This window comes from Fretibacterium sp., assembly GCF_057312375.1.
Genome location: NZ_DBHLDX010000011.1, coordinates 12,879 through 30,147, shown reverse-complemented (window position 1 = coordinate 30,147; position 17,269 = coordinate 12,879). Strand labels below are relative to the sequence as shown.

The 17,269-nt window shown below is 64.3% G+C and carries 13 protein-coding genes; all 13 read left to right on the top strand.

The window, feature by feature from the left end; genetic code table 11:
• The first annotated feature begins 118 nt into the window (after window positions 1-118).
• The 13 genes from glyQ to ACO41U_RS03215 all read left to right on the top strand — a co-directional run bounded on the left by glyQ (window position 119) and on the right by ACO41U_RS03215 (window position 17,188).
• The gene (gene glyQ / locus ACO41U_RS03275) at window positions 119-1,036 is read left to right on the top strand and encodes a glycine--tRNA ligase subunit alpha (protein WP_298780784.1); all 918 of its coding nucleotides are present in this window, start codon (window positions 119-121) and stop codon (window positions 1,034-1,036) included.
• Complete coding sequence (gene glyS, locus ACO41U_RS03270; RefSeq protein WP_485941566.1) at window positions 1,036-3,153, top strand: glycine--tRNA ligase subunit beta; 2,118 nt, start codon at window positions 1,036-1,038, stop codon at window positions 3,151-3,153. The genes glyQ and glyS overlap by 1 nt, the downstream gene beginning before the upstream one ends.
• A 76-nt stretch (window positions 3,154-3,229) precedes the next feature.
• Window positions 3,230-4,189: a radical SAM protein gene (locus ACO41U_RS03265; RefSeq protein WP_298780790.1), complete on the top strand. Its 960-nt coding sequence runs from the start codon at window positions 3,230-3,232 to the stop codon at window positions 4,187-4,189.
• An 87-nt stretch (window positions 4,190-4,276) separates the two neighbouring features.
• A complete protein-coding gene (locus ACO41U_RS03260) occupies window positions 4,277-4,927 on the top strand; it encodes a GntR family transcriptional regulator (protein WP_298780792.1) in 651 nt (216 codons plus the stop codon).
• 539 nt (window positions 4,928-5,466) lie between these two features.
• Window positions 5,467-6,240 (top strand): SDR family NAD(P)-dependent oxidoreductase, encoded by a 774-nt coding sequence (locus ACO41U_RS03255; RefSeq protein ID WP_485941563.1) that lies wholly within the window; start codon window positions 5,467-5,469, stop codon window positions 6,238-6,240.
• A 26-nt stretch (window positions 6,241-6,266) separates the two neighbouring features.
• Window positions 6,267-7,649, top strand: coding sequence for an aminomethyl-transferring glycine dehydrogenase subunit GcvPA (gcvPA, locus tag ACO41U_RS03250; protein WP_485941561.1), 1,383 nt, complete (start codon window positions 6,267-6,269; stop codon window positions 7,647-7,649).
• 15 nt (window positions 7,650-7,664) lie between these two features.
• Window positions 7,665-9,251: an aminomethyl-transferring glycine dehydrogenase subunit GcvPB gene (gcvPB, locus tag ACO41U_RS03245; RefSeq protein WP_485941559.1), complete on the top strand. Its 1,587-nt coding sequence runs from the start codon at window positions 7,665-7,667 to the stop codon at window positions 9,249-9,251.
• A complete protein-coding gene (locus tag ACO41U_RS03240) occupies window positions 9,252-10,364 on the top strand; it encodes an ATP-NAD kinase family protein (protein WP_485941557.1) in 1,113 nt (370 codons plus the stop codon). It begins immediately after the preceding gene.
• 120 nt (window positions 10,365-10,484) lie between these two features.
• Complete coding sequence (locus ACO41U_RS03235) at window positions 10,485-11,990, top strand: Na+/H+ antiporter NhaC family protein (protein WP_485941555.1); 1,506 nt, start codon at window positions 10,485-10,487, stop codon at window positions 11,988-11,990.
• 6 nt (window positions 11,991-11,996) lie between these two features.
• Window positions 11,997-12,812 carry a histidinol-phosphatase HisJ family protein gene (locus ACO41U_RS03230; protein ID WP_485941553.1) on the top strand — a complete coding sequence of 272 codons (816 nt, stop codon included), beginning with the start codon at window positions 11,997-11,999 and terminating at the stop codon, window positions 12,810-12,812.
• A gap of 119 nt (window positions 12,813-12,931) precedes the next feature.
• Window positions 12,932-13,684 (top strand): SDR family NAD(P)-dependent oxidoreductase, encoded by a 753-nt coding sequence (locus tag ACO41U_RS03225; RefSeq protein WP_485941551.1) that lies wholly within the window; start codon window positions 12,932-12,934, stop codon window positions 13,682-13,684.
• A 175-nt stretch (window positions 13,685-13,859) separates the two neighbouring features.
• Window positions 13,860-15,335: a Na+/H+ antiporter NhaC family protein gene (locus tag ACO41U_RS03220; protein ID WP_485941549.1), complete on the top strand. Its 1,476-nt coding sequence runs from the start codon at window positions 13,860-13,862 to the stop codon at window positions 15,333-15,335.
• Between the two features lie 338 nt (window positions 15,336-15,673).
• Window positions 15,674-17,188, top strand: a complete 1,515-nt coding sequence (locus ACO41U_RS03215) for an S-layer homology domain-containing protein (protein WP_298777723.1) — start codon at window positions 15,674-15,676, stop codon at window positions 17,186-17,188.
• The last annotated feature ends 81 nt before the right edge of the window (window positions 17,189-17,269 follow it).

The following is a 17,269-nucleotide window of genomic DNA, read 5'->3' as shown; positions in this document are numbered from 1 at the left end:
CAATTTAAGAGAGAGCGCTTCCGAACGCCTTTGCTGCGCCTGAGGCGGCTTGTCTTCTGCGGCCGTCGATGCGTCAATCAGCGCGATTCAGCGCTTCCCTAAGGAGAGATGAGGTTTCATGAACTTTCAGGAACTGTGCTTTCGGCTTCAGCGCTTCTGGAGCCAGAAGGGCTGCGTGGTGCGGCAGCCGTACGACGTCGAGGTCGGCGCGGGGACGATGAACCCCGCCACGGCGCTGCGGGTGCTGGGGCCGGAGCCGTGGCGAACCGCCTACGTGGAGCCGTCGCGCCGTCCGGCCGACGGGCGCTACGGCCAGAACCCCAACCGCCTTCAGCACTACTATCAGTATCAGGTCATCATCAAGCCGGCGCCGGCCAACATCCAAGACCTCTACATTGAAAGCCTGACGAGCCTGGGGATCGAGCCCGAAGAACACGACATCCGCTTCGTCGAGGACGACTGGGAGAACCCCTCCACGGGCGCCTGGGGCCTGGGGTGGGAGGTGTGGCTGGACGGGATGGAGATCACGCAGTTCACCTACTTCCAGCAGCTGGGCGGCGTGAACATGGAGGCCGTTCCGGCCGAGCTGACCTATGGCCTGGAGCGCATCGCCATGTACGTTCAGAAGGTGGACAGCGTCTACGACCTGAAGTGGACGGACAGCGTCACCTACGGCGACGTACACCTCCAGGGCGAGATCGAGCACTCCCGCTACAACTTCGAGGTGGCGGACACGGACATGCTCTTCAAGCTGTTCCGGGCCTACGAGGCCGAGGCGGGCCGCATCCTGGACGCCGGCCTGGTGCTGCCCGCCTACGACTACGTGCTGAAGAGCTCCCACACGTTCAACCTCCTGGACGCCCGCGGGGCCATCAGCGTCACGGAGCGCACCAGCTACATCGGGCGGGTCCGCGCCCTGGCCTGCCGCTGCGCTGCGGCCTGGCGCAAGCAGCGCGAGGACATGGGCTTTCCGCTGATGGGGCGGTTTGACGCCGCCCGCGCCGGAGAATCGTTCTTCGAGGGGGGGAATGCGTGATGGCGCTGAAGAACGTGGTGCTGGAGATCGGAACGGAGGAGATCCCCTATCGTTTTATACCGGACGCGCTGGCGGCGCTGAAGCAGGGGGCCGCCTCCGCCCTGACGGGAAGCCGGATTGGCTTCAAGGACGTGAACGCTTACGCCACGCCTCGCCGCCTGGTGCTGATCGCGTCGGGGGTTGAGGAACAACAGCAGGCCCTGATGGAGAGCTTCAAGGGGCCGCCCTTGGCCTCGGCCTACGACGACGAGGGGAACCCCACGCGGGCGGCCCTGGGCTTCGCGAAGAGCCGGGGCGTTTCGGTGGACGACCTGAAGAGGGATACGGTGAAGGGCGTTGAGTACGTCATGGCGGAGGTCCGCGAGGAGGGCCGCGCCACCCGGAGCGTCCTGCCGGACCTGCTGCGCGGCCTCATCGAGGGGCTGACCTTCCCCAAGAGCATGTACTGGAACGATCCCGGCGTGCGCTTTGCGCGGCCCATCCGCTGGATTCTGGCCCTTGCGGACGACCAGGTGATCCCCTTCAGCTTCGCCGGCGTGGAGAGTGGACGGATGACGAGCGGGCACCGCTTCATGGGCAAGAAGGCCATCGAGGTGAAGGACGCTGCGGACTTCATGGGGGCGCTGTTCGAGAACAAGGTCATCCTGGACCAGGACCGGCGCCGCCAGGAGATGCTGGCAGCGGTCACGAAGCTGGAGAACCAGTTCGAGGGGAACCTGAAGGCGGAGCTGCCGCCCGAGCTGGTGGAGGAGAACCTCTACCTGGTGGAGTACCCCGTTCCTTTCGTCGGCTCCTTTGACGCGCGCTACCTGGAGATTCCTGAGGAGGTGCTGGTCACCTCCATGAAGAAGAACCAGAAGTACTTCCCGGTCCGCAACGCGGACAGCAAGAAGCTGGCGAACTTCTTCATCGGCGTCAGCAACAACCGGGCGGAGAACATGCAGGTGGTCCGGGAGGGCAACGAGCGCGTCCTGAGGGCGCGCCTTGAGGACGCCGCCTTCTTCTGGAAGGAGGACCTCAAGCGCTCCCTCTCCTCCTACGTCGACCGCTTGAAGGACGTGACCTACCAGGAGAAGCTGGGAAGCATGAAGGAGAAGGTGGAGCGGACGCAGAAGCTGGCGCTCTGGCTGTGCGGGGAGCTGAAGCGGAAGGACCTCGCCCCCCTGGTGGAGCGCGCGGCCTGGCTCTCCAAGGCGGACCAGGTGACGAGCATGGTCTTTGAGTTTCCGGAGCTTCAGGGAGTCATGGGCCGGGAGTACGCCCTGCGTTCCGGGGAGGACCCCCGCGTGGCGAAGGCCATCTTCGAGCACTACCTCCCCCGCTTCGCGTCGGACGCTCTGCCGACGGACGACGTGGGGGCCATCCTTGGCGTTGCGGAGCGCCTGCACATCATCACGGCCTGCTACAAGGTGGGGCTTGAGCCCACGAGCGCCCAGGACCCCTATGCGCTGCGGCGCGCGGCCCGCGGCATGAACGAGATCCTCTGGGCCAGGAACCTGGACCTCGACGTGGATGCCGCCGTGGACGAGGCCTGCCGCATCAACGAGGTGGACGGAGACACGCGGCTTCGGATCGGGGCCTTCCTGTCTGAAAGGCTGAAGGGACAGCTTTATGAACGTGGCTACGACAAGGACCTGGCTGTCCTGGCCATCTCCGTCATCGGCCGGATGCCCAACCAGGCGCTGCGCCTGATGGAGGTCCTCACGGAGGTCCGGGAGCAGGAGTGGTTCGTGAACCTGGTGTCCGCGGCGGTGCGCGTGCGCAACATCCTGCAGAAGGCGGGGCGCGAGGTGCAGCGGGGTGAGCGCCTGGAGGCGGACCCCTCCCTCATGACCGTTCAGGCAGAGCGCGAGCTGGACGCCGCCGTTTCAAACCTGGAGCCCTCCGTGCGCATCGCCCTGGAGTCCCACGACTGGCAGGCGCTCATGGAGCTCCTGGCGAAGCTCTCCCCTGTGGTGACGACCTTCTTCGACGAGGTGATGGTGATGGATCGGGACGAGGCCGTGCGGAACAATCGCCTGATGATCCTGGAGCGGTGCGGCGCGCTGTTCAGCGAGGTGGGCGACATCGGCTCCATCAAGCTGGCGTCCGCGGAGGAGCTGGCGCCGAAGGGATAGGCGGGCCTTCATGGTCCGATGGGGGCGGCCGCGTGCGGCCGCCCTTTTTTCAGAGCTTGGCGGGGAGGGAAGGGACTTGGGACAGGACAGGGAGTTCGCTCAGCGGGTGCGCCGCCTGAAGCGCGAGCTCTACGACGAGTACGGCTTCTTCTACTATGTGCCGATGGCGGAGTCCTACGCGGTGCAGCTTCCCGTCACCGTCAGCTGCAGCTATGGGCGCTGCCTGTTCTGCGACCTGAACCAGGGCATGCGGTTCCGCGCGCTCTCCATGGAGGAGATCGCCGCGAACGTCGAGCGCCTTCAGGCGATCCACGAGCGGGACCGCAGGCCTCCCACGCGCTTCCTCCTGGCGGGAGGCAACCCCCTCGTGCTGGGGACGGAGGCGCTCCTGCGCATTGCGGGGATGGTGCGCAGTGCGTTCCCTTCGTGCGCCTACATCTCGGCCTTCGCGCGGGCGGACGACGTGCTGCGCAAGACCCCGGCGGAGCTGGAGGCCCTGCGCGGCGCCGGGTATGACCGCTTCTGCCTGGGCGTCGAGTCCGGGTCGGATCGGGTGCTGCGCTACCAGGAGAAGGGCGTGGGGCGCGAGGAGAACGCTCGCGCTATGGCGGCGCTGGAGGCGGCGGGGATAGCCTTCTCCGTCTACGTCATGCTGGGCCTGGGAGGGCGGGAGATGTCGGCGGACCACGTGGAGGGGACGGCCAGCCTGCTGAACGCGGCCCGCCCCTTCGAGCTGACGGTGGTGACGCTCGTGATCTTCAAGGGCGCCCGCCTGGCGGAGCGAGTGCGCGCCCGCGAGTTTCGGCGCCTCTCGCCCCTGGAGGCGATGCGGGAGGGGCGGGACCTCCTGTCCCGGCTGACGCTCTCCACGGTGTGGAACGCCACGCACAAGACGAACCTCTTTCCCATCAAGGGGCGCATCCCCCTGCATCGGGAACGGCTGTTGCAGCGCCTGGATGAGGCCGACCGGGAGTTGTCGGGCCCTGGCGCGGGGGAGCGCGATCTCCTGCGCTGGCGCAGCTGGGGGGTGGAGTAGTGGGGACGCCGCCGCTTTCTCCGCGCGAAGGCCTGTGCTAGAATTTTTCATAAGGAAGCTGCACACGCGAACCAGGGAGGTGGAAGGATGGACAGGCCTCAGGCCGTCACGGCGGCGGATCAGGCGTACCGGGAGATTCGCCGCTGCATCCTGTTGCGGCAGTACGCCGCGGGGGAGCGGCTGTCGGAGGTGGAACTGGCGCGCCAGGCCGGCGTCAGCCGCACGCCGGTGCGCGAGGCCCTGCGCCGTCTGGGGGAGGAGGGCTTCGTCGTCGTCGTGCCCAGCCAGGGCGTGTGGGTGGCGGACCCGACGCCGGAGGGCATGGAGCAGGCCTACGAGGTGCGGGAGGTGCTGGAGTGCAAGGCCGTCGCCAAGGCGGCCGCCAACGTCACGCCGCTTCTGATCGCGCGGCTTGAGGCGAAGGTTGCGGAGGAGGAGAGCATCATCCAGAACCGGGACATAGACCGCTACATGACGGTGAACACGGATTTCCACATGACGCTGGCCATGGGCAGCGGCAACGGGGTGATGGTGGACTTCATCCGGCGCATCCTCATGATCACGGGGGTCTACATGGCCTTCTTCAACCCCTTCTTCGACGAGTCGACCCTGGAGGAGCACCGTCGGATCGTGCGCGTGGTGAGCACGGGCGACGTGGAGGGCAGCGTTGCCGTCATGCGGGAGCACATTCGGCTCCGCGTCCCGAATGCGGAGTGGCGCCTGCCGGGCGGAGCGTGACTGACGGCCCGTGAGCAAAGGCGAACGGCAGCCGGAAGGCTCCCCGAAGGGGAGGAGTGTGGGGACGGCGAGTGTTTTTCATAAGACGTGCCTGTCTGACATCTCCCGCCAACGCCGAAAGGCAATAAATTGTCCTCTTTCGGCACAGCCGACCGGCTGGCCGCCGCAATCCTCCCGAAAGATCGGCTTGCGTGAGGCCGGTCGTCTGACCGAGCTGCGGAAGTCCCCCGGACTTCCTTCGCCTTCAGCCGACCGACACGACGCCGACCGCCTGTCGGCATCCGTAAGTCGTGTCGTCTGGCTGACCCCCTTCAGTCCTTCGGACCACCTCCCCTTATAGGGGAGGCTTTTTGTTTTAAGGCTGGCGTGCGAAGCCAAACGTGGCAGGTGCGCTGAAAAAAGCAATAAATTGACAACGGCTTTGCCCTGAGTGTATACTTTGTATACACTGGGTACAAACGCACTGAATCAATACAACAGCACAGGAATGTCAATTTTCAAAAAACGCGCAGACTGATGCGCGGGGAGGAGGAGTCGCGATGGAGGACCACATCTCTCTGAAGGGCAAGGTCGCCGTGATATCGGGTGGCGCCGGAGGCATCGGGCTGGGCACGGCGCGGGTGCTCGGACGGCACGGCGCGTCCGTGGTGCTGCTGGACCTGAAGGCGGAGGCGGGAGAGGCCGCCCGTTCCGAACTCGCCGGCATAGGCATCGACGCTATGTTCGTCCGCTGCAGTGTCACGTCGGAGGTCGAGGTAACGGCAGCCGTGGACGCCGTGGTCGAGAAGTACGGCAGGATCGACATCCTGTTCAATAACGCGGGCGTCACGGTGCGCAAGACGGTGGTGGACCTGACGGAGGCGGAGTGGGACTTCGTGCTGGGAGTGGGTTTGAAGGGGACCTTTCTGCTCTCAAAGCACGTCATCCCCGTCATGGCGAAGGGCGGTGGCGGCAGCATCATCAACACCGGGTCCGGCTGGGGCCTGAAGGGTGGGGACAAGGCTGCGGCCTACTGCGCCGTGAAGGGCGGCATCGTGAACCTCACCCGAGCCATGGCCATCGACCACGGTCCTCAGAACATCCGTGTGAACTCCGTCAACCCCGGTGACACGGACACGAACATGCTGCGCGACGAAGGCCGTCAACTGGGGGAGGAGGAGGGCGCGTTCCTGAGGGATTCCGCAAAGGGCCGTCCACTGGCGCGCCTCGGCACGCCGGAGGACATCGGACGCGCCGTGCTGTTCCTGGCCAGCGACCTGTCGTCGTGGGTAACGGGCGCCGCCCTCGTCGTGGACGGCGGCGGCATTGCTTAACGGACGGACCGGGGAGGTCTTAATCCATGTCAAAACGCAACGTCCCCTACATACCGAACTCGGACCCCGCCATCCAGGCTGAGATGCTGAAGGCCATCGGAGTGAGGTCCATCGATGAGCTGATCGAGCAGAACATCCCGAAGGAGCTCCTGATGAAGGAGCCGCTGAAGCTCCCGGCGCCCTTCACTGCGGAAGGCGAACTGGTGCGCCACGTGTCGGCCATCCTGGACAGGAACCGCACGGCGCAGGAGCTGACGTGTTTCCTGGGCGCGGGCTGCTGGAACCGTTACGTCCCCGCGCTGGTGGACGAGGTGATCGGCCGCTCGGAGTTCCTGTCCGCCTACGCCGGCGAGCCCTACGAGGACCACGGCCGCTTTCAGGCCTGCTTCGAGTACGAGAGCATGATGGCGGAGCTCCTGGACTGCGACGTCGTCAACGTTCCAAACTACGACGGCTCCCAGGCGGCGGGTACGTCGCTCCGCATGGCGACGCGCGTGACGAAGCGCAACGAGGTGCTGGTCACGGCCGCCCTGAACCCGGACGTGCTGGAGGCTGTGAGGACCTACCTCGATCCGGACGTTGCACTGACCCTCGTGGACTACGACCGGAGGACGGGCCGGATGGACCTGTCCGACCTGAAGAAGAAGCTGAGCAGCAATGTCGCGGCCGTCCTGGTGATGAACCCGAACTTCTTCGGCATCGTCGAGGAGGAGGCGGAGGAGGTCGCTCGAATGGCCCACGGGGCGGGCGCGCTCTTCCTGGTCTACGCGGAGCCCTCGCTGCTGGGCGTGATGAAGCCCCCCTTCCAGTACGGCGCGGACATCGCCTGCGGCGATATCCAGGGCCTGGGCATCCACATGAACTACGGCGGTGGCGTGGCGGGCTACGTCGCCTCGAAGGACCGGCCTGAGATCGTTCGGGAGTACCCTTCGCGCCTGTTCGGCCTGGCCCCCACCACCCACGGGGAGTGGGGCTTCGGGGACGTCATGTGGGAACGTACGTCCTTTGCGAACCGCGACCACGCCAAGGAGTTCGTCGGCACCCACGCCGCCCTGTGGAGCATCGCCGCGGCCGTCTACCTGGCGAGCATGGGGCCGGAGGGGATGCGCGAGCTGGGGCAGACGATCCTGCAGCGCAGCCTTCTGGCCCGCAAGCGCCTGGCCTCCGTGCCCGGCCTGACGGTCTGTCCCCTGTCCGGAACGCCCTTCGCGGAGTTCGTCGTCCGGTTTGAGGGGCGAAGCGTGGCCGAGGTGAACGAGGCGCTCCTCGCGCGCGGCATCCTGGGCGGGTACGACCTCAGCGCGAAGTTCCCGGAGCTGGGGCAGTGCGCTCTCCTCTGCGTGACGGAGCGTACGACGGAGGAGGACATCGACGGGCTGGCCGCGGCCCTGACGGAGATCCTGGGCTGAGGGGAGGCATTTTCCATGGACAAGATCGCGGACAAGAGGGATACGAGCCTGGCGAAGTTTCATCAGGCCAGTTGGAACGAGCCCATCATCTACGAGCTGAGCGTGAAGGGGCAGCGCGGCGTACTGGTCCCGCAGGTGTCGGAGAAGGTGGCTCTGGAGGTCGGGGACGGCGTGTCGAGCCTTCCGGCCTGCATGAGGCGTGAGACGCCGCCGGACCTGCCGGAGATCGGCCAGCCTCAACTGGCGCGGCACTACAACCACCTGTCCCAGGAGAACCTGGGGGTGGACAGCAACATCGACATCGGTCAGGGCACCTGCACGATGAAGTACAGTCCAAAGGTCAACGACCGGCTGGCCTCCGGCCCCAAGGTGGTGGACATGCACCCGCTGCAGCCCGATGGGACGGCCCAGGGCATCCTGGAGATCGTCTGGCGGCTGGGGCAGCTCTTTGGCGAAATTTCGGGGCTGGAGTGCTTCAGCGTCCAGCCCGGCGGCGGCACCCACGGCATCCTGGCCCTGGCCTCCATGGTTCGAGCCTACTGGCGAAAGAGGGGGGAGGAAGGGCGGGACACCATCATCACCACGTTCTTCTCTCATCCCTCCGACGCGGCCTGCCCCGTCGTCAAGGGGTACAAGGTCATCGTGCTGCCCCCGGATGAGGAGGGGTTGCCGGACCTGGAGGCCTACAAGGCCGCCTTGGACGAGCACACGGCCGCCATCTTCATGACGAACCCGGAGGACACGGGCATCTTCAACCGACGGATTCGGGAGTTCACGCGGCTGGCCCACGAGGTCGGAGCCCTCTGCTGCTACGACCAGGCCAACGCCAACGGCCTCCTGGGGATCACCCGCACGGTGGAGGCGGACTTCGACATGTCCTTCTTCAACCTGCACAAGACCTTCTCCTCTCCCCACGGCTGCGGTGGCCCCGCCGTGGGCATGATCACCTGCCGGAAGGAGTTCCGCGACTGTATGCCCGTCCCGTTGGTGGAGCACAGTCCTGAGCGGGGGTACTACCTGGACTTCGACCTGCCTCACACCTGCGGAAAGGTCAAGTCCTTCTGGGGCGTGGTTCCGGTGGCGGTGCGCGCCTACGCCTGGATCATGAGCCTGGGCGCGGAGGGCCTGAAGGAGGCGTCCCGCGTCGCCATCCTGAACAACAACTACTGCATGAAGCGAATCCTCGACATCAAGGGGGCCTCCATCAGCTTCCCGGCCCACGCGCCTCGCGTGGAGCAGGTGCGCTATAGCTGGCAGAAGCTGAAGGAGGACACGGGCTTCGGCACGGCGGACGTCTCACGCCGCATCCCGGACTTCGGGACGCACTACTGGTCCAGCCACGAGCCCTGGGTCATCCCGGAGCCCTTCACCATCGAGCCCAGCGAGTCCTATTCCAGAGAGGACCTGGACACCTACTGCGACATTCTGAAGGAGATTGCAAGGGAGTGCTACGAGGAGCCGGAGGTCATCCGTGCGGCCCCGCTGAACAGCACCGTACACCACACGAGCCACGATTACTTCGACGACCCGGACCGCTGGGCCCTGTCGTGGCGGAACTACCGGCAGAAGTACACGGGCTACTTTCAGCCTCGGAAGAAATAGATGAAGATCGGCTTCCTCGTCAACCCCGTGGCCGGGATGGGGGGCACCGTGGCCCTGAAGGGGACGGACGGCGCGGAGACGCTGCGCAGGGCGCTTGCACTCGGCGCCGTTCCCCGCGCCCACCTTCGCGCAGGTTCGGCCCTCTCCGCGGCCCTTCCCGTTCCCGATGGGGTTCGTTTCCTGTCCTGCGGCGGGGAGATGGGGGAGGCGATCCTGTCGTCCTTGGGCATCCCCTGCGGCGTCGTCTACGCGCCGGAGGGGAGGACGAGCGGCGAGGACACCCGACGGGCGGCCCGCGCCATGGCGGAGGCCGGGGCGGACCTCATCGTCTTCGCCGGCGGGGACGGCACGGCCCGCGACCTGTGCGCGGCGCTTGAGGGCCGCGACGTCCCCGTGATCGGCGTTCCGGCGGGGGTCAAGATCCACTCCGCCGTCTACGGCGTCACGCCCGCCCGGTCGGGGCAGCTTTTGGCGAAGTTCATGAGCGGCCAGGTGAGGGACTTCACCCGCGCCGACGTGATGGACATCGACGAGGAGGCCTTTCGTCAGGGCCACGTCAACGCCCGGCTCTACGGCTGCCTGACGGTGCCTTTGGACCGGAGCTGCCTTCAGGATCGGAAGTCGGGAGGCATGGCGCGGGACGAGTACGACCGCACGGCCATCGGCGCCTGGCTGGCGGACCAGATGAGGCCGGGGCGGCTGTACCTGGTCGGGTCCGGCACGACGACTCAGGCTGTGATGGACGCCCTGGGCCTGCCGGATACGCTCCTGGGCGTGGACGCGGTGAGGGACCGACGCCTGGTGGGGCTTGACCTGACGGAACGCGCGATCCTTGAGATGGCGAGGCCGGAGGACACGACCCTCATCGTGACGGTCATCGGTGGGCAGGGGCACGTGTTCGGCCGGGGAAACCAACAGATCAGTCCGGAGGTGATCCGAACCACGGGGCGCGAGAACATCGTCGTCGCCGCCACTCCGGCCAAGCTGAACGCCCTGTTTCCACGTCCGCTCCTGGTCGATACGGGCGACGCGGACCTGGATCGGGAGCTGTCGGGCTACGTTCCGGTGGTTACGGGCTGGGCCCGCCGGCAGATGTGCCGGCTGTCGCGGTGAACGGGGCCGCACTTTGCGGGTGTCGGCAAGTCGTTTATTGTGTTCATCTTGAGGTTGAAAAAATTGAGAGAATTGTGCAATAAGTTAATTCATACTGCTTAACTTTGGGAGGAAAACGCGATGGCCAATGAGGACCAAGCAGGACGAAAGGCGACGACGACAGAGCGGAGGAAACCGACGAACCTCGAGGCGTATTCAACGATTTTTTTCCTGTTGCTGACCTTTGGCCTGGGGGCGGCCTACGGCCTGAACTATGTGCCCCTGATGGTGGTTGTGGCGGCGTATGCAGCGATTATCGCCAAGCGCTGCGGGTACACGTGGCGTGAGATGGAGGCCGCGGTGGGGGAGCGCATCGGGCGCTCCGTCCCCGTGATCATGATCCTTCTAGCTATCGGGTTTATGTTGGGTGGACTTATGTTTTCGGGGACGCTGCCGATGCTGATCTACTACGGCCTGCAATTCGTCAGCCCCCGCTGGATTGCCCTGTGCGCGTTTTTGCTCTGCTGTACCTTTTCCACGGTGACGGGGACGTCAAACGGCTCTGCGTCCACGGCGGGGCTTGCGATGATGGGGCTCGCGATGGCGATGCCGAACGTCAACCTGGGCCTTGTGGCCGGCGCCTGCTATGCCGGTTCCCAGTTCGGCGACAAACTCTCCCCTCTCTCCGACACCACGGTCCTCGCCTCGCTGACGACGGACAACGACATCTTCGATCACATCGTGAACATGTCGAAGACCGTCCTGCCGGCTGCGCTGATCTCCGTCGCGGTCTACGTCGTGATTGGGATGAACAGCCCGACCGAGGGCAGCGTCACCAGCGAGGAAACTGCCCAACTCCTGTCCTCGCTCAGCTCCATGTTCAAGTTCAACGCGCTGCTGCTGCTGCCCGTCGTCTTTATCGTCTGGGGGTCCGTCACGCAGAGGCCGTCCACGGTGATCCTGTTCGGGTCCGGCTTCATCGCGGTCCTGATCGGCGTCCTCTACCAGGGCTTTTCGGCCACGGACGCCGTTAACGTCCTCTACAGTGGCTTTGACTCCAGGATGGTACTGACGGCGCACCCCGACTTCAATCTGGAGACCATGGGCAAGGCCGCGAAGACGCTGCTTGAGCGCGGCGGCATCGCGGACATGAACAAGACGTTCGTGGCGACCTGGCTCTGTTTCTACTTTGCGGCGATCGCCGAGAAGTGCGGATGCCTTGACGTCATGCTGGACAACCTCATGGGCTTTGTGCACTCCACGGGCAGCCTGATCCTGACGACGGGCATCGCCGTGGTGGTCCTGATCGCCGTGGGCGGCAGCTCCACGGTGGCCCTGCTGCTGGGGGGCAACATGTTCAAGAAGAAGTACGAGGAGATGGGGGTCAACACGCTGAACCTGTCCCGAACCCTCGAGGACTTCGGCACGGGCTGCTCCGGCTTCTTCCCGTGGACGTCGTCGGGCATCCTGTACGCGAGCGTGCTCTTCTCCTCCAGCTTGACCTTCCTTCAATATTCTTTCTTCAGCTGGCTGGTGTGGATATTCGCCATCGTCTACGGCTTCACGGGCATCTGCATCCAGAAGCAGCCGACGGCCAAACAGCTTGCGGCGCAGCGCGAGAGGGAAGAAAGCGCGGCGGGGGCGTGAGCGGCCATGTATTCCGACGTTCACGTTCACACCTGCTTTTCAAGCGATTCCAACACGCCTCCGGAGGCACAGCTCGAACGCGCCATCAAGCGCGGGCTGAAACACATTTGCATTACGGACCATCAGGACTACGATTATCCCGGCTGGCACGGCAACGTCTACCTGCTCTCGGAGACGGGAGACGTCGAGGGCTACCTGAAGAAGCTCCAAGAGGTCAAAGAGGCCTACCGCGATCGCATTGAAGTGTTCATCGGCATCGAGTACGGCCTGATGCCGCACCTCTCGGAACGCATTGACATGGAGTACGCCAGGTATCCCTTCGACATGGTGATCGGCTCCACCCACTGCTTCAGCGGGCGAGACACGGAGGACCCCTCGCTCTACGAAGGGCGGTCCAAGGAGGCGGCCATTCGGGAGTACCTTGAGACGCAGCTGGAGAACCTGACTTCCATCAACGGTTACGACACCGTTGGACACTTGGATTACGTCCTTCGGGATATCCCCGGAAAAAACGAGGGGTTTCGCTACGAGACGTATGCGGACGTCCTCGACGAAACCATGAGGACGATCATCCGGAAGGGCAAGGCGCTTGAGCTGAACACGAAGTCGTTGGTGATCGGCATGGGGGACTCCAGCCCCGGGCGGGACGTGTTCCGAAGGTACAGGGAGTTGGGCGGCGAATTGATCACCCTGGGCTCGGACGCTCACTTTCCGGAGCGGATTGGGGCGTGTTTCGACGTGGCCGGCGAAATTTTGCGGGATGCGGGCTTCAGGGAGTATTACGTTTACAGGAAACACAAGCCTGTACCCATGCCGCTTTGAGGCGAGGACAGGAGCGGGGACCGAGGCGGGGTTGCGCGCCCCGGCCCCGATTGTCGTTGAGGGCCAAAGGTTCATGTGATTTTATTGATGCAACGGAAAATGGCACGGAGGTGGAGGATATGGCGCGTTATGAGGAGCTCAAGGGGCGGCGCGTGATGGTGACGGGCGCTGCCAGCGGCATCGGGCTGGCGACGGCCTGTCGGTTTGCGGAGGAGGACGCGCGGGTCTTTGTCGTGGACTACAACGCGGAGGCCCTGGAGGAGACGCGGAAAGCACATCCGGAGTTCGCCGGCTTCTCCCCCGCCGACGTTTCGAGGGAGGAGGACGTGGCCGCGGCCTTTCGACAGATGGACCGGGAACTTGGCGGCATCGACGTCCTGATCTCCAACGCCGGGATCAGCGTGCGGAACGGCGTTCTGGACGTGTCCTACAGCCAGTGGAACCGCACGATGGGCATCAACCTGGGGGGCATGTTCCTGTGCGCGCGGGAGGCGGGGCGTCGCATGAAGGAGCAGGGGGGCGGCGTCATCCTGATGACGGCCTCCACCAACGGCACGGAGGGGCACCGCTGGTACGCGGACTACAACGCCTCGAAGGCCGGCGTCATCCTCCTGACCAAGACGATGGCGCTTGAGCTGGCGCCCGTCGTGCGCGTCAACTGCGTCTGCCCTGGCTACGTCCTGACACCCATGCAGCGCGCGGAGTACACGGACGAGATGTTGGCGAAGGTCAACGAGGGCATCCCCATGAAGCGTCATGCGGAGCCGGAGGAGATCGCCGCGCTCTACGCCTTCCTGGCGTCCGACGACGCCCGGTACATCACGGGCGCGGACGTCCGCATCGACGGCGGCGAAACCGCGGGGCTGTATTGACGCTGCGCCGCGCTTGCACTGCACCGAGTCCTGTGCGATAATTCTTGAAAAATTTTGTGCCGCAACGGAAACGGCCGTCGTCTTTCAAAAAATATGAGCCGTGAGTGTGCGTTGAACCTTGAGAACGAGCGCTCACGGCCTTGATCTATACTTAAATTTAAGGAGTGAGCTTTTAATGATCGCACTGTTGAAACTGAGCCCTATCGCCGTCCTGGCGGGGATGATGATCGGCGGCATCGACATCCTGCTCTCCGCGCCCGTCGCCTTCGTCTGCGCCGTGCTCGTCGCCATGGCGACGGAGCACTACAGCTTCGGTGAGCTCCAGGACGCCGCGCTGGACAACCTGCGGCACTTCCTGATCGTGTTCCTGATCCTCCAGGCGGCCTACGCCGTGGCGGAGTGCTTCATGTCCACCGGAGTGGCGGCCGCCATCATCAATATGGCGCTCTCCATGGGGATGACGGCCAAACTCGTGGCGCCTGCCTGCCTGGTCGTGACGGCGATCCTCTCCGTGGCGACGGGCACGTCCTGGGGCACCTTCGCCGCCTGCGCGCCCATCTTCCTCTGGCTGAACCACATCGTGGGCGGCAGCACGGTGCTGGTGGTCGCGGCGGCGGTGGGCGGCAGCTGCTTTGGGGACAACATCGGCCTGATCTCCGACACGACGGTGGTCAGCTCCGGGATGCAGAACGTTTCCGTCATCGACCGCGTGCGCCATCAGGGCGTTTGGTCCGCGCTGTGCCTGGCGCTTGGGGTTGCTGCGTTCTACCTCGCCTCGGTCAGCATGGGCCTCTCGGACGTGGCGGGCAGCGCGGAGGAGGCCATCCGTCAGATTCCTGACACGGTGTGGGCCGCCCTCGAGGAGAAGCGCCCCGCGGCTGTAACGCTGCTGCACCAGGTGCAGGCCGGTGTGCCGTACTACATGGTGATCCCGCTGGTGCTGGTGCTCATCATGGCGGCGCGGGGCACCAGCACGCTGATCTGCCTGGGCACGGGCATCCTGAGCTCCCTGATCTTCGGCTTCGCTGCGGGGACGGTGACGAGCCTCTCCGCCTTTGGGGAGCGCGTCTACGCGGGCTTCTCCGACGCGGGGGGCTGGTCCATCGCCATGATGCTGTGGGTGGGGGCCTTTGGGGGTGTCATGCGCAAGATGAACGCCTTTGACCCCATCGCGGCCGCCGTGCTGAGGTGCGTGTCCAAGGTGCGGCAGCTAATGTTCGCCAACGCGGCGCTGTGTCTCCTGGGCAACGCGGCCCTGGCGGACGAGATGGCGCAGATCGTCACCCTCAGCCCCATCATCCGTAACCTGACGGAGCAGAACGTGGAGGGCGACCCGAAGGCCATGTATCGGCTGGCGCTGCGCAACGCCACCTTCGCGGACGCGATGGCCGTGCTGGGCGCGGAACTCATCCCGTGGCACGCCTACATGGCGTTCTTTGCGGGGATCACCTGGGCGGTGTATCCGCTGGCGGTGGGCACCGTCTCGCTGGGCGGCATCATCCTGCACAACTACTTCGCGTGGATCGCCGTCGGCTCCATGCTGGTCCTGACTTGGACGGGGTGGGACCGATTCATCCCCCTCTTCGCCCTTCCGACGGAGCCGGAGGTGCGCCTCCGCAGGGCGGCGGACCCTGAGCCTAAGGAAAAATAAACCTTAAGACCCATGCGCAAAAACACCTTATCCTGTAAGATATAGCCAAGCTGATCTTCAGGTGGGGACACGTGAGGACGGCGACATCGTCGGCCAAGGCGAAGTTTTTCGATTCTGACGGCAGGAGAGGAGGTGCAGAACCCCCAAGATGCCATAAGGGACGGGAAGCCAAGGCGCTGGTTCGGCAGGGTGTTTCTCTCGACAGGGGAAGGGAATGGGAAAAGGGAACAAGGCAACTTCTCCCGGAACCCCCCGAATCGCAGGGCAGTGCCCCAGGGACGAGGACGGTGCATGTCAAAAGGTATTTTGACAACCAAATAAGGGGGTTTCACAAGATCATGAAGAAGTTTGCAGCAGCAATTGCAGTTGCGGTGCTTTTTGCTTTCGCGGCGCCCGTGTTCGCGGCCACCAACCCGTTCATGGACGTTCCGATGAACCACTGGGCTTATGACGCCATCGGTCAGCTTGCCGCTCACGGCATCCTTTCCGGCTATCCGGACGGCACCTACAAGGGCAAGCAGCCCACCACCCGTTACGAGATGGCTTCCGCTCTGGCCCGTGCCCTTGCGGTCGTCGACATGACGAAGGCCAGCAAGCAGGACGTGGAGATGCTGAAGAAGCTCGTCGTTGAGTTCAAGGATGAGTTGGAGGCTCTGGGCGTCAAGGTCGAGAACCTGGACGAGAGGGTCAGCTTGCTTGAGGATCGCCTGGGCGGATGGCATATCCACGCTCAGATGCGCCTTGACGTTAATAACTACGACGATCGCGATGCTCCTGAGTCGGAGAACAAGGTCTACTTGCAGCGTGGGCGTCTGTGGATCGAGCGGTGGTTCGGCGACGAGGAGAACCCCATGCACGCCGTGATCCGTATGGACGAGGGGAACAAAAACTGGAGCCGTTTCTATGTCGATATTCCGTTCTTCTTCGACACGACCTTCACGGCAGGTCGCTTCAACTGGGAGCTTGAGGATGAGTACTACATCGGTGGTGCGACGGCCCTCCCGGCGACGGGGACCTTTGCGGCCTACGACAGCATCCTGACGGACCGGACACTGGATGGCCTTGGCATTCAGAAGCAGTGGGGCATGGGCAAGTTCTTCGCCTACGTGGCACACCCCAGCGAGGAATACTTCGATCACAGGGATAAGGACCTGAAAGCGTTTGGGGCGTGGGAGCTTGTTGTGGCGGCTCAGCTTCAGTTCACGGAGCGCTTCGGCTTCGACTTGGGTGCTCAGGCCTTCCTTGGTGACAACGCAGAGTATGTTGATACCGCAACCAACAGCGGTTGGAGTTTCGACAACCTGTGGACGATCTATGCGGGCCTTCGCTTCAACTTCAACGACGACATCGCGCTGAAGGGCATCTTCTACCACCAGCAGCTGAACGGCGATGTCTGGGCGCAGAACGCTGCAGGCACCTACGTCTGGCAGGAGGCTGACCTCGACAGCACGAACCACTGGAAGTTGATCGTGGACGTCAAGCAGGAGGCTCTGAAGTTCACCAGCCTGTGGCTGGAGTATGGCCAGATGGACGAGGGCTTCATCGTCCCGACGGGCCTTGGTGACAATGGAGCGCTGTTCACCAGCAAATACTTTGGTGAAGTGCTTCCTGACGACCTGAAGTACTGGCGTGCGGCACTGGGCCAGACTTGGAACGACAAGTGGGCCACCCACCTGTTCTACAACGGCTACAACTTCGACGATATGGACGACCTGACGGAGTGGGGCCTGGGCGTTCAGTACACCTACAACCCCAGCGTGAAGTTTGGTCTTAACTTCGTGAAGATCGACTGGGACAGCGACAACATTAATGATGACCACGTCATTCGCTTCCGTACCCAGGTTACGTTCTAGTCACGAGAATCACGAACGGTCTTGAATTAAAAAGAGAGCGGGAGGCTTTTGCCTCCCGCTCTCTTTTTGCCTCCCTTGAAA

Bases quoted from the DNA above. Each gene is read 5' to 3' on its own strand.
- gcvPB (WP_485941559.1), top strand. From the start codon at position 7,665: ATGGACAAGATCGCGGACAAGAGGGATACGAGCCTGGCGAAGTTTCAT.
- ACO41U_RS03230 (WP_485941553.1), top strand. From the start codon at position 11,997: ATGTATTCCGACGTTCACGTTCACACCTGCTTTTCAAGCGATTCCAAC.
- ACO41U_RS03220 (WP_485941549.1), top strand. From the start codon at position 13,860: ATGATCGCACTGTTGAAACTGAGCCCTATCGCCGTCCTGGCGGGGATG.
- ACO41U_RS03225 (WP_485941551.1), top strand. From the start codon at position 12,932: ATGGCGCGTTATGAGGAGCTCAAGGGGCGGCGCGTGATGGTGACGGGC.
- ACO41U_RS03235 (WP_485941555.1), top strand. From the start codon at position 10,485: ATGGCCAATGAGGACCAAGCAGGACGAAAGGCGACGACGACAGAGCGG.
- glyQ (WP_298780784.1), top strand. From the start codon at position 119: ATGAACTTTCAGGAACTGTGCTTTCGGCTTCAGCGCTTCTGGAGCCAG.
- ACO41U_RS03260 (WP_298780792.1), top strand. From the start codon at position 4,277: ATGGACAGGCCTCAGGCCGTCACGGCGGCGGATCAGGCGTACCGGGAG.
- ACO41U_RS03215 (WP_298777723.1), top strand. From the start codon at position 15,674: ATGAAGAAGTTTGCAGCAGCAATTGCAGTTGCGGTGCTTTTTGCTTTC.
- ACO41U_RS03240 (WP_485941557.1), top strand. From the start codon at position 9,252: ATGAAGATCGGCTTCCTCGTCAACCCCGTGGCCGGGATGGGGGGCACC.
- glyS (WP_485941566.1), top strand. From the start codon at position 1,036: ATGGCGCTGAAGAACGTGGTGCTGGAGATCGGAACGGAGGAGATCCCC.
- gcvPA (WP_485941561.1), top strand. From the start codon at position 6,267: ATGTCAAAACGCAACGTCCCCTACATACCGAACTCGGACCCCGCCATC.
- ACO41U_RS03255 (WP_485941563.1), top strand. From the start codon at position 5,467: ATGGAGGACCACATCTCTCTGAAGGGCAAGGTCGCCGTGATATCGGGT.